The 12,462-nt window shown below is 74.0% G+C and carries 7 protein-coding genes and 1 pseudogene; 5 read left to right on the forward strand and 3 right to left on the reverse strand.

Going from position 1 to position 12,462, the window contains the following annotated elements; all coding sequences use genetic code 11:
• Positions 1–295: 295 nt before the first annotated feature.
• Together ACFV3R_RS07745 and ACFV3R_RS07750 are read right to left on the reverse strand one after the other, a co-directional pair.
• Positions 296–1,972 (reverse strand): DUF5691 domain-containing protein, encoded by a 1,677-nt coding sequence (locus ACFV3R_RS07745; protein ID WP_385577508.1) that lies wholly within the window; start codon positions 1,970–1,972, stop codon positions 296–298.
• Positions 1,973–2,175: 203 nt separating this feature from the next.
• Positions 2,176–3,093, reverse strand: coding sequence for a hypothetical protein (locus ACFV3R_RS07750; protein ID WP_385577154.1), 918 nt, complete (start codon positions 3,091–3,093; stop codon positions 2,176–2,178).
• 644 nt (positions 3,094–3,737) lie between these two features.
• Here ACFV3R_RS07750 and ACFV3R_RS07755 point away from each other — a divergent pair.
• The 5 genes and pseudogenes from ACFV3R_RS07755 (at position 3,738) to sucD (ending at position 12,068) form a co-directional block, all read left to right on the forward strand.
• Positions 3,738–4,874 (forward strand): AAA family ATPase, encoded by a 1,137-nt coding sequence (locus ACFV3R_RS07755; RefSeq protein WP_385577157.1) that lies wholly within the window; start codon positions 3,738–3,740, stop codon positions 4,872–4,874.
• Positions 4,871–7,543: pseudogene (locus ACFV3R_RS07760) on the forward strand (DUF5682 family protein); the annotation flags it as partial. The gene ACFV3R_RS07755 and the pseudogene ACFV3R_RS07760, both read left to right, overlap by 4 nt.
• A gap of 753 nt (positions 7,544–8,296) precedes the next feature.
• Positions 8,297–9,172 carry a VWA domain-containing protein gene (locus ACFV3R_RS07765; protein ID WP_385577511.1) on the forward strand — a complete coding sequence of 292 codons (876 nt, stop codon included), beginning with the start codon at positions 8,297–8,299 and terminating at the stop codon, positions 9,170–9,172.
• Between the two features lie 802 nt (positions 9,173–9,974).
• Positions 9,975–11,147, forward strand: coding sequence for an ADP-forming succinate--CoA ligase subunit beta (sucC, locus tag ACFV3R_RS07770; RefSeq protein WP_385577160.1), 1,173 nt, complete (start codon positions 9,975–9,977; stop codon positions 11,145–11,147).
• 36 nt (positions 11,148–11,183) lie between these two features.
• The gene (gene sucD / locus ACFV3R_RS07775; RefSeq protein ID WP_385577163.1) at positions 11,184–12,068 is read left to right on the forward strand and encodes a succinate--CoA ligase subunit alpha; all 885 of its coding nucleotides are present in this window, start codon (positions 11,184–11,186) and stop codon (positions 12,066–12,068) included.
• A gap of 229 nt (positions 12,069–12,297) precedes the next feature.
• On the opposite strand, the gene ACFV3R_RS07780 is transcribed toward sucD, so the two are convergent.
• Positions 12,298–12,429, reverse strand: a complete 132-nt coding sequence (locus ACFV3R_RS07780) for a hypothetical protein (protein WP_385577166.1) — start codon at positions 12,427–12,429, stop codon at positions 12,298–12,300.
• Between the last annotated feature and the right edge of the window lie 33 nt (positions 12,430–12,462).

A 12,462-nucleotide genomic window follows, 5' to 3' on the forward strand; every position in this document is an offset into this window, starting at 1 on the left:
GCGGCCCCGGTGTGGGCACCCCACGCCCACCGCGGTGGCACACCGGCCGGTCGACCTCGCTCCGCCCGCCGCCGGGTGGCCGGGGCTTTGCCCACCACCGGGTGACCGCGGTTCGACCACTGCGGGTGGCCGGCACTCCGGCTCCCCACGGGGTGGCCGCGGCTCGCCCCCACGGACGTCCGACGGTCCCCCCATGGACGTCCGACGCTCCCCGCACGGGCGTCCGATGCTCCCTGCACGGGCGTCCACTTCCACGGGCGTTCGACGCTCCCTCCCAGGCGTCCGAACCTCTCCGTCAGGCGGCGGGGCGGGGAGGTAGCCAAGGCCCGCCGTCCGCAGCACCGTCGAGTTCGGCCGCCATCAGGGCACGGAGTTCCAGCGTGGACACCAGCCGCTGGAACGCTTCCGACCAGTAACCGCCCGCCCCCGGCACGGTGTCCGGCGCGGGCTCTGGTATCGCGGTGAGGGACCGGAGGTGGTCGGCGGCCTCCGGGGCCAGACAGCGTTCGGCCAGCCCCATCACGCCGCTGAAACTCCAGGGGTAGCCGCCCGCGTCGCGAGCGATGTCCAGTGCGTCCACCACAGCGCGCCCGAGCGGTTCCGACCACGGCACCTCACACACCGCGAGCAGCTGGAAAGCGTGCGACAGACCGTGCGAGGCGATGAACCGGGCCACCCGGTCCGCGCGTTCCACCGGAGGCAGCACCGCCAGCAGCCGCGCCACGTCCCGCGAGGAGCCGCCCGGTGCCGGTACGTCGAAGACCGGGACGGCCGCCGTCGTCTCCGCAGCGGACACCGGAACGCCTGCCAAGGCCCTGGCCCAGTCTGCGTTTCCCTGTCGGACTGCCGCCTGGCACCACGCGTCGTGCAACTCGGCCCGCCACCCGTCGGCCACCGGGAGAGAGACCAACCGGGCCGGTGTCAGACCCCCGAGGTGACTGCGCCACGTCTCCAGCGGTGCGGCGGCAACGAGCTGTGTCAGCCACCAGGAACGGGTGCCGCGCCCCGCGGGGGGCCGGGCCGTGACGCCGTCCCGCCGCATCCCGGCGTCGCACTCGTAGGGAGCCTCGACGAGGATGCGCCAGGTACCGCCCTCGGCGACCAGGTGCACACAGGCCCGGGCGCGGACGGCCATGCGGGCCGCCAGGGCGGAACCCGGCAGCGTCGAGAGGAGTTCGGCGGCGAGCGCGCGCACCGAGGTGCTGCGGTCGGCCATGGCCTGTTCCAGGAAGACCTCGTCCGCCTCGACCAACGACGGCCGCAGGGCGTCCAGGAACATCAGGCGGTCCTCCGCCGATTCCCCGGACCAGGTCCGGGACAGCAGCTCCCGCCCCACCGCCGGGTCGGCCTCCCGGACCGCCGAGAGAAGGGCGACGCGTTCGGCGAACAGGCCCTCTTGCCACGTCCGGTGGGCCGCACCGATGTCCGCCGCTCCGCTCCCACCGTCGGCCGCGGCCCGCAGCGCGAAGCGCCACTCCGGATTGATCCGGGCCAGCCACAGCGCCCGCGGGCCGCCGAACGCCAGTACTGCAGGACGGAGGTCGGTGCGACCTCGGGCGGCGTCCAGCAGGGCCGGAAGCAGCTCCTCAGGAGCTCGGTAGCCGTGTTCCCGCGCTGCCCCCAGCCATCCGGGCAGGAGCTCCGCGAGGTCGGGATCGGTGCCCCCGTGCGTCCCGGACGCCGTGGTCTCGCGTCCCGCCAGCAGACTCGCCAGCCTTCGGCGGGCGGCCGGAGGCAGCGCCGGCCGCGGATCGTGAGGTGCGAGTGGCAACCGTTCCGCGGCGATCGCAGGCCGGAGCGAGGCCCTGCGCCACACGGTGCTCACGGCAGCGGCGTCGAGAAGCGCCAGGGTGGAGCTGCGCCCCTCGGGCTCCGCAGACGACGCTCGACGCCGACGCGTGCCGAGCAGCGCCGCGGACAGCAGATCCGGCCAACATGTTGGCGAGTGCACGGGTACCTCCTTCGGGCGGATGCGGATGCGGATGCGGATGTGGACGCGGGCGTGGGCGCGGGTGCGGACGCAGGTGTGAAAGTGGTTGCGGTTGCGGTTGCGGTTGCGGTTGCGGTTGCGGTTGCGGTTGCGGCTGCGGTTGTGGTTGTGGGGGTGGAAGGGGCGAGGTGGCGCTACGTCGTATCGCGGTCGGGGGCGCAGAGCCGTCGGGCAGGTCGGGCCGGTCAGAGCATCACCGGGTCGGGCGCCCAAGCGGTCAGCGGAAGGAAGCCGTGGTGACCACATTCGCCGAAGACCGTCAGCGGGGAACCGCCCGACAGCGCCGCCAGCCGCCAGGGACCCGCACGACGCAGGAAGCGTGGGTCCAACGGCAGGGCCGACTCGCCCTCCGCGTCGGCTATCTGCCAGCCCTGGGCGTCCTCCCCGGCCGGTAGCGGTACGACGTCCGCGAGTACCACCGGCCACGCCTCCTGCCAGGGATCGTCGCGGAGAGCGTCTCCGTAGGCGGCCAGCGCGGCATGGACCCCGACGCCGTCGGGGACCCGTCCCGGGGCCGGCTCGCCGTGGTCGGGCCCCAGGGCCACCCGGAGCGGGGCGGCTGCCGGGTAGTAGCCCAACTCCGCGTCGACCGCGGTCCCCGGTTCGAGCCGGAGCTCGAACGGCCGACCAGGGGCGCTGAACGCCAGGTGCAGCGCCATGCGCCGGGACCGCTCACCGCGTAACCAGATCCTCCGGGAGGCCACCCGGCCCTCACGAGCCTCGCGCCTGCCCAGGACGAGCCAGCGGTCCCGGAGTGTCGAGGCGTCCGGGCCGTGGAGCACCTCGGCCGAGTCCGTGGTGAGGCCCGCCCGGGTGCGCACGGTCTCCGCCAGCGGGCGCGGCAGCGTCGCCACCGCCCGGATCCCCTCGTCCAGGAGGTGGGTCAGGGCACACTCCTCCAGCAACCGGGAAGGCCAGTGGGGGTCCGACCCCGGGATCGCCGCCAAACCCCGGACCCGCTCGGCCAGCCCGGGTGCCTGGGCGTCGACCATGCGGGCTGCCGTCTCCTCCCACGCCCCGTACCCCGGGCGGTCGGCGGTCGCCAGACCCGACTCCAGCAGGTCGGCCAGGTGCCGCTCCAACTCCGTCGCGCCGCTCGTCACCCGCTCCCACCGGCGTGCGGCCCGCCTGCTCCCCCCAGCCGCCGCCGGTGCCACGGGAACCGCCCCCGCCTCCGTGCCGTGCGGGAACGGCCCGGCCCCCGCCCGTCCCCGCACGGCCGGCTCGTCCTGCGCACGACAGGACGCCGCGCCGGGTTCCGTTTCGAGCCCCCGTGCCACCGTCCGTGCTTCCCCCTGTGCATCCATGTCCACGAAGCTACGACCCGCCACTGACAACGCCCCGTGAAGGGCAACTGACCTGCGGGATGTCGAGCTGAGGCGGCGTCGGAGGATGCGCGGGGCAGACGGAACGGGGCGGAGAGGGCACGGGGCGGGACGGGACGGAGAGGGGACGGGACGGGACGTGGACGTGGGCAAGGGTGGGGAGGGAGACGGGTGTGGGCGGGACGGGGCGGTCGCCGGGGAAGCTCATCCGGCCGGGCCCGGGCGAGGGCGTGGCGCGGGGAGGCACGGCGTCGGGACCGGTGACCGAAGAGCGGCGGGCCGTGGTCGTTCGCGGCAGACGTAGAGGAAAAGCCACAGGTCATCGCAGGTAACCGGGTCGTTGTCAGTGGGGCCGTGCACAGTGAGGGAGTCACACGGTGCCGTGGTCACGGCATCGGCGCCATGCGGTGATTGGGGGAGTCATGCCTGCGCCATCCGGTACCTCGACGACTCGCGCCACAGCGCGGGACGGGGCGACCCACGAGGTGCTCCGACCGCACGCGGAGCAGGCGTTCGCCGGCGAGCTGGCCGCGTTGGCCGCCGCCGACGACCGTCCGCGACCGCCGCGTTGGCGGCTCTCGCCATGGGCAGTCGCCACCTACCTGCTGGGGGGCACTCTCGCCGACGGCACAGTCGTCACCCCCAAGTACATCGGCCCGCGGCGCATCGTGGAGGTCGCCGTCACGACGCTCGCCACCGACCGGGCACTGCTGCTGCTGGGCGTCCCCGGCACGGCCAAGACCTGGCTCTCCGAGCACCTGGCCGCCGCGGTCAGCGGCGACTCCACCCTGCTGGTCCAGGGCACCGCCGGGACCCCCGAGGAGGCGATGCGCTACGGCTGGGACTACGCCCGGCTGCTCTCGCAGGGCCCCAGCCGCGAGGCGCTGGTGCCGGGCCCGGTCATGCGCGCCATGGCGGAAGGCCTGACGGCCCGCGTGGAGGAGCTGACCCGCATCCCGGCCGATGTCCAGGACACCCTCGTCACGCTCCTCTCCGAGAAGACGCTGCCGGTGCCCGAACTGGGCCAGGAGATCCAGGCGGTCCGCGGGTTCAACCTCATCGCCACCGCCAACGACCGCGACCGCGGGGTGAACGAGCTCTCCAGCGCCCTGCGGCGCCGGTTCAACACCGTCGTCCTGCCGCTCCCCGCCACAGTGGAGGAGGAGGTCGACATCGTCACCCGCAGGGTCGACCAGATCGGCCGGTCCCTGGACCTGCCCCCGGCGCCGGAGGGCTTCGCCGAGATCCGGAGGGTGGTCACCGTCTTCCGCGAGCTGCGCGAGGGCGTGACGGCGGACGGCCGCACCCGCGTCAAGTCCCCCTCCGGAACGCTCTCCACAGCCGAGGCGATCTCGGTGGTCACCGGTGGCCTGGCGCTCGCCGCGCACTTCGGGGACGGCCGCCTCGGTCCCGGGGACGTGGCAGCGGGCCTCCACGGCGCGGTGGTCCGGGACCAGCCGTCCGACCGTGACGTCTGGCAGGAGTACCTGGAGACGGTCGTACGCGAGCGGGACGGCTGGCAGGACCTCTACCGAGCCTGCCGGGAGGTGGCCCCGTGACCACCGTGACCTGGCCGCTGCTGCTGGGTGTGCGCCACCACGGCCCCGGCTCCGCCCGCGCCGTGCGCGCCGCCCTAGACCACTGTGCACCGGCCGCCGTGCTGGTCGAGGGCCCTCCCGAGGCGGACGCCCTGATTCCCCTCGTCGGCCACGCGGACATGCGACCGCCCGTGGCCCTGCTGGCGCACGTCACCGACGACCCGGGACGGGCCGCCTTCTGGCCACTGGCCGAGTTCTCCCCGGAGTGGGTGGCCCTGCGCTGGGCCGTCACCCGCGGCGTCCCCGTCCGCTTCGTCGACCTGCCCGCCGCCACCACCCTCGCCCTCGCCGCGGCGGAACCCGGCCGGACCGCAGTCGGTGCGGACGAGGCGGAGCCGGACGCCGCTCCCGCCGGCGCGTGGGGTGCGGAGAGCACGTTGCGGGGCGACCCCGTCGCAGCCCTCGCCGAGGCGGCCGGCTACGACGACGCCGAACGCTGGTGGGAGGACGCCGTCGAACACCGCGTCGCCGACCGCCTTGCGGCGGACCCTCTCGCACCGTTCGCCGCACTGGCCGAAGCCATGGCGGCGCTCCGAGGCGGCCGCGACGACGCTTCCAGGTACGGAGGGGACGCCGGGGCCGGGGGCGGGGCTCCGGACCCGAAGGCCCTGGGTACCCGCCCGCAGTCGCAGGTCCCGGGCGCTCACCGGCACCCGGCCCCCGGTGGGGAGGACGCCGTCGACCTGCTGCGGGAGGCGCACATGAGGATGCGCCTCCGAGAGGCGCGGCGCGAGTACGGGAACGCGGTCGCGGTGGTCTGCGGCGCCTGGCACGTTCCGGCACTCACCCTCCCGACCACCCAGGCTGCCGACCGGCGCCTGCTGCGGAAGCTGCCGAGGGTACGCACCACGGCCACCTGGGTCCCCTGGACCGACCGCCGCCTGGCGCGCGGCTCCGGCTACGGCGCCGGCATCGACGCACCGGGTTGGTACGCCCACCTCTTCGCCTCCCCCGACCGGCCGGTGGAACGCTGGATGACCAGGGTCGCCGCGGTCCTGCGCGAGGCGGACCACCCCGTCTCGCCGGCTCACGTCATCGAGGCGGCTCGGCTGGCCGAGGGGCTGGCGGCCCTCCGGGGGCGGCCGCTGGCGGGACTCACAGAGGTGACGGACGCGGTCCGCGCGGTGATGGGGGAAGGCCACGACGCCGCCTCCGCACTGGTCCACGAGCGGCTCGTGGTCGGTGACCGACTCGGGTCGGTACCGGCGCAGGCCCCGTCGGTCCCCCTCCAACGCGACCTCACCCGTGCCCAACGCGCTCTGCGGCTGCGGGCCGGGACCGCCGAGCGCGAGATGGAGCTGGACCTCCGCGGTGCGACGGACCTGGCGCGCAGCCGTCTGCTGCACCGGCTGACGGTGCTGGGAATCCCGTGGGGTGTGCCGGTCCGCTCGCGGGTATCCACCGGCACCTTCCGGGAGACCTGGCGGCTGAGTTGGCAGCCGGAGCTCTCCGTGCGGGTGGCCGAGGCCGGTGTCTGGGGGACGACGGTCGAGGCGGCGGCCACCGCCCGTGCCCGGGCGGACGCGAGAGCCGCCGCCGACCTCGCGGAGGTCACTGCCCTGGCCGAACGCTGCCTGCTGGCAGGGCTCATGGACGCGCTCGGCGAGGTGCTGCGCTCCCTGCGTGACCGGGCGGCTCTCGACACGGACATCGGCCACCTCGCCGGTGCGCTGCCCGCCCTGGTCCGCTCACTCCGTTACGGCGACGTGCGCGGCACCGACGCCGGCGCTCTGCGTGAGGTGGCCACGGGCCTGGCGGAACGCGTCTTCCTGGGACTGCCGTCGGCGTGTACCGGCCTGGACGAGGGAGGCGCCGCCGAAGTCCGTCGTCACCTCGACACCACCCATGAGGCGGTGGCCCTGCTCGACCAGGAGCGAGCCGTGGGCACGGGCACCGGCGCGAGCCGGAGCAACGGGCCGCGCCGAGGCGACGAAGCAGCCCGGGAGGGCGGGCCGACCCGAGGCGACACGGCGGACCTGAGCCGTGCAGCGAACCGGAGCCACAGAGCGGGCCCTCGTGACGACACGGGCCGCGGCGACGACGCGGGGCGTGGCGACGACGCGGGGCGTGGTGACGACGCGGGGCGTGGTGACGACGCGGGGCGTGGCGACGCCATGGGCCGTGGCGAGGACATGGGCCGGGACGGTGAGGCAGTCCGTCCACCCGTGGCGGGTCCTTCGCCCTCGTCGGCTCTCCGCGACCGCTGGACCGCGGTGCTGGGCACTCTCGCCGCGCGGGAGACGGTCGTCGGCCAGGTCAGGGGCCGTGCGCTGCGCCTCCTGCTCGATCAGGAAGAGGTGACGGGCGACGAGGCACGCCGGCTGGCGGGGCTCGCTCTCTCCCGGGCCACGCCCGCCCGGGAAGCGGCGGCCTGGATCGACGGGTTCGTGAGCGCGGCGGACGGCGGAGTCCTGCTGATCCACGACGAACGGCTCACCAGCCTCCTGGATCACTGGCTGAGCGGCGTCACCGACGCGGCCTTCACCGACGCGCTACCGCTGCTGCGCCGCACCTTCTCCGCCTTCGACCCGGCGGTGCGCAGGACGCTCGGAGAGAGGCTGCGAGCCTTGGCCCTCGGCGGTCCACAGCCCACCGACCCGACAGGCGGCATGAGCATGACGCCGGGGTTCGGCCCCGGCATGGACCGCGACCGCGCCGCCGCCACCACCCCCACCCTCCGTCTGCTGCTGGGAGACGCAGCCGTACCCCGCCGGCCGGTACCACGATGCGCACCGGGAACCCCGTCGCCGTTCCGACCGGTCGCCCCGTTCACCGCACCGACCGGTCCGGCTGCTCCGCCCACCTCGCCGGCCGCCCCGGCCGCCCCGGTCGCCGGTCCGCCCTCCCCGGCAGTCACCCGTCCGTTCCCCGGCGCCGACGACTCACCAGCCGGCACCGACCCGCGGACGGTGGCGGACCGGGACGCTCGGCACCGCCCCGTCGACCCCGTCGGCCCCGCCGCCTTCGGCGACCCCGTCCGCCCTGACGAGCCCGACGAGCCGGATGGAGGAAGCCGTCACGGCGGGGAGGAACGGCTGCGACGCTGGCGGCTGGTGCTGGGCGGGGAGACAGCCGACGGCACAGGGGTCCGGCTGCACGGACGCGACGCCGCCGTCGACGCCACCCTCGCGGCCCTCTACGGCCCGGACTCCGGACGCCCCGCGGGAGCCAGGGCCCCTGGGGGGTCCGGAGGCAGCGCGGCTGCGGGGGCCGCCGGGGGAGTTGCCGAGGTCGGCAAGGTGCGGCGGACGGCAGCCGGCGGCGGCCGGGGCCGGGGAGGGTTGGGACCGTCAGCCCCTTCCGTCGCCCGCTGGCTCGGGGATGTCCGCACCTACTTCCCCACCGACGTGGTGCAGGTGATGCAACGCGACGCCGTCGACCGGATGGGGCTGGCCGCGCTCCTGGCGGAGCCGGAGCTGTGGCGGACCGTGGAACCGGACGTCCACCTGGTCGGGACGTTGCTGTCGTTGCAGCGGACCCTCCCCGAGACGGCCAGGCGGGGGGCCCGGGAAGTGGTGCGCAGGATCGTGGAAGAGCTGGAGCGACGCCTTGCCGCCCGCACCCGCTCGGCCGTGCGCGGCGCTCTGCAGCGCTCGACCCGGGCGGTGCGCCCCCGCCCCCGCGACATCGACTGGAACCGCACCATCCGGGCCAACCTCCGCCACTACCTGCCCGGCCACCGGACCGTCGTACCGGTCAGGCTCGTCGGCCACGGGCGGACGGCCCGGGCCGTCAGGAAGGAGGTCGTCCTCTGTGTGGACCAGTCGGCGTCGATGGCCACCTCGGTGGTCTACGCCTCGGTCTTCGCCGCGGTACTGGCCTCGACGCGTTCCCTCGCCACCCGCCTGGTGGTCTTCGACACCGAGGTCGTCGACCTCACCGACCAGCTCGACGACCCGGTGGACGTGGTCCTCGGCACCCGGCTCGGCGGTGGAACGGACATCAACCGGGCGCTGGCCTACTGCCGGTCACGGATCAACCGCCCCACCGAGACGGTGGTCGTGCTCATCAGCGACCTGCACGAAGGGGGGATACGCGAGGACATGCTGCGTCGGGTCGCGGCGATGCGTGACTCCGGTGTCCAGTTCGTGACGTTGCTGGCACTCTCCGACGAAGGCGCACCCGCCTATGACCGGGAGACCGCGGCGGCGCTGGCCACCCTGGGATCACCGGCGTTCGCCTGCACCCCCGACCTCTTTCCGGAGGTGATGGCCGCAGCCCTGGAGGGACGCCCCCTCCCGATACCCGAAGCCGCCTGACCGACGTCGGCTGAGCTGCTGCGGGGCCGGCCAGAGGGCATCCGGCCCGGGAGTGCCGGGTCCGGGGGTGATCTGTCCGTGGCTGACCGGCCCGGCCCGGCCCGGACGGCCTCGGCACGAGCGGTCCCGGATCGGGCGGCGCGGATCGGACGGTGCGGACCGGGCAGCGCGGCCCGGGCAGCCCGGTGCGTGCGGCTCGAAGCGGATGACCGGCGGGGCGGAGGGGCGGCGGACGACCGGACGGCCGGATGACCGGCGGGGCGGAGGGGCGGCGGACGACCGGACGGCCGGATGACCGACGGGGCGGAGGAGCGGACGACCGGACGACCGAAGGGGCGGCGGACGGCTGGGCGGCCGGATGGGCGAACGACTGGGGGGACAGCGCAGTGCGGGCACGACTGGGCCGGGTCGGAGGGGCGTTCCTTCGGTCGGAGGGGCTGACCGGCTCGCCCCGGGGTGTTGGACGGTGCGGGAGATACGTGAGTGAGGAGGAGGGACGCAGGAGGAGGGACTCCGGAGGAGCCGGGGGCGGGGTGCGGTGCCGGGGCGGGGGCGGCGTCGCCCGGCGCGCGGGGGGTTGTGATGGTAATCACCGCCACAGTGTGATCTGTGATTTAGGGCCGCAGGTCCGGCGGCGATAACCTGCCAAGCGGACATGCCGCGTACAACCGGCTGCTGTGCTGACCCGTACGCCTTGATCGTGACGGCGTCGTCACTTTGCCCTTCGCGGCACGCCCGCGCAGACAACGAACCGCGATCACCACGACTCGTGGGCACTTGAGAAGCAAAGGGACGGACGCGCGTGGACCTGTTCGAGTACCAGGCGAGGGACCTCTTCGCCAAGCACGGTGTACCGGTGCTGGCCGGTGAAGTCATCGACACGCCTGAGGCGGCGCGCGAGGTGACCGAGCGTCTCGGCGGCCGGGCGGTCGTCAAGGCCCAGGTCAAGGTCGGAGGCCGGGGCAAGGCCGGTGGCGTCAAGCTCGCCTCCGACCCGACTGACGCCGTCGAGAAGGCTGACCAGATCCTCGGCATGGACATCAAGGGCCACACGGTCCACAAGGTGATGCTCGCCGAGACTGCGGACATTCAGGACGAGTACTACGTCTCGTTCCTCCTGGACCGCACCAACCGCACCTTCCTCGCCATGGCCTCCGTCGAGGGCGGCATGGAGATCGAGGAGGTCGCGGCGACCAAGCCCGAGGCGCTCGCCAAGATCCCGGTCGACGCCCTGGACGGCGTGGGCCCGGAGAAGGCGCGCGAGATCGTCGAGGCCGCCAAGTTCCCGGCCGATGTGGCCGAGGGCGTTGCCGAGGCCCTGCAGAAGCTGTGGACCGTCTTCATCAACGAGGACGCCCTGCTCGTCGAGGTCAACCCGCTGGTCAAGACCGGCGACGGCAAGATCATCGCGCTTGACGGCAAGGTGACCCTGGACGCCAACGCCGAGTTCCGCCAGGCCGACCACGCCGCGCTCGAGGACAAGGCCGCCGCGAACCCGCTGGAGGCGGCGGCGAAGGCCAAGGGCCTCAACTACGTCAAGCTCGACGGTCAGGTCGGCATCATCGGCAACGGCGCGGGTCTGGTCATGTCGACCCTCGACGTCGTCGCCTACGCCGGCGAGAAGCACAACAACGTCAAGCCCGCCAACTTCCTCGACATCGGTGGCGGTGCCTCCGCCGAGGTGATGGCGAACGGCCTGGAGATCATCCTCGGCGACCCGGACGTCAAGTCCGTCTTCGTCAACGTCTTCGGTGGCATCACCGCCTGCGACGCCGTCGCCAACGGCATCGTCCAGGCCCTGGAGCTGCTCAAGTCCAAGGGCGAGGACGTCAACAAGCCGCTGGTCGTGCGTCTGGACGGCAACAACGCCGAGCTGGGTCGCAAGATCCTCACCGACGCGAACCACCCGCTGGTTCAGCAGGTGGACACCATGGACGGTGCGGCCGACCGCGCCGCCGAGCTGGCCGCCAAGTAACCGCTGGACGAAGACCGAACGAGGACACCGAACACCATGGCTATTTTCCTCACCAAGGAAAGCAAGGTCATCGTCCAGGGGATGACCGGCTCCGAGGGTCAGAAGCACACCCGGCGGATGCTTGCTTCCGGCACCAACATCGTCGGCGGCGTGAACCCGCGCAAGGCCGGCCAGAGCGTCGACTTCGACGGCACCGAGGTACCCGTCTTCGGCTCCGTCCAGGAGGCCATCGAGAAGACCGGCGCTGACGTCAGCGTCATCTTCGTCCCGGAGAAGTTCACCAAGGACGCGGTCATCGAGGCGATCGACGCCGAGATCCCGCTTGCCGTCGTCATCACCGAGGGCATCGCGGTGCACGACACCGCCGCCTTCTGGGCGCACGCCGGCAAGAAGGGCAACAAGACCCGCATCATCGGTCCGAACTGCCCCGGCCTGATCACCCCCGGCCAGTCGAACGCCGGCATCATCCCGGCCGACATCACCAACGCCGGCCGCATCGGCCTGGTCTCCAAGTCCGGCACGCTGACGTACCAGATGATGTACGAGCTGCGTGACCTGGGCTTCTCCTCCTGCGTCGGCATCGGTGGCGACCCGATCATCGGGACCACGCACATCGACGCGCTGAAGGCGTTCCAGGACGACCCCGACACCGACCTGATCGTCATGATCGGCGAGATCGGCGGCGACGCCGAGGAGCGGGCGGCCGACTTCATCAAGGCCAACGTCACCAAGCCGGTCGTCGGTTACGTCGCGGGCTTCACCGCCCCCGAGGGCAAGACGATGGGCCACGCCGGCGCGATCGTCTCCGGCTCCTCCGGCACCGCCCAGGCGAAGAAGGAGGCCCTCGAGGCCGCCGGCGTCAAGGTCGGCAAGACCCCGTCGGAGACCGCCCGCCTGGCGCGCGAGATCCTGGCCGGCTGACACCGCCGCCAAGCCGTCCGCCGCACCGCGCAGTCGGTGAGGTGACGCAGGGACAAGGGCCCGCCGCCCCGGACCACCGGGGCGGCGGGCCCTTCCCCCCTGGCCCTGCGCCCTGCGCCCCGCGCCCAGGCCCTGCGTCCCGCGCCCAGGCCCTGCGCCTCGCGCCCAGGCCCTGCGTCCCGCGCCCAGGCCCTGCGCCTCGCGCCCAGCCCAGCGCCCCGCGCCAGCGTCAGGCCCAGCACACCCCGCGCCAGGTCCAGCGCCGGGCCCAGCGTCCCGCGTCCAGCGCCCCGTCCAGCGCCAGGCCGGCGCCCCGCGTCCAGCGCCGCGCCCCGCGTCCAGCGCCGCGTCCCGCGTCCACGCCGCGTCCCGCAGCCTGCGGTCCCCGTCCCCG

The organism is Streptomyces sp. NPDC059740 (genome assembly GCF_042733155.1).
In the GTDB taxonomy this organism is placed as follows: Bacteria; Actinomycetota; Actinomycetes; order Streptomycetales; family Streptomycetaceae; genus Streptomyces.

Bases quoted from the DNA above. Each gene is read 5' to 3' on its own strand.
- ACFV3R_RS07755 (WP_385577157.1), top strand. From the start codon at position 3,738: ATGCCTGCGCCATCCGGTACCTCGACGACTCGCGCCACAGCGCGGGAC.
- ACFV3R_RS07765 (WP_385577511.1), top strand. From the start codon at position 8,297: ATGGGGCTGGCCGCGCTCCTGGCGGAGCCGGAGCTGTGGCGGACCGTG.
- sucD (WP_385577163.1), top strand. From the start codon at position 11,184: ATGGCTATTTTCCTCACCAAGGAAAGCAAGGTCATCGTCCAGGGGATG.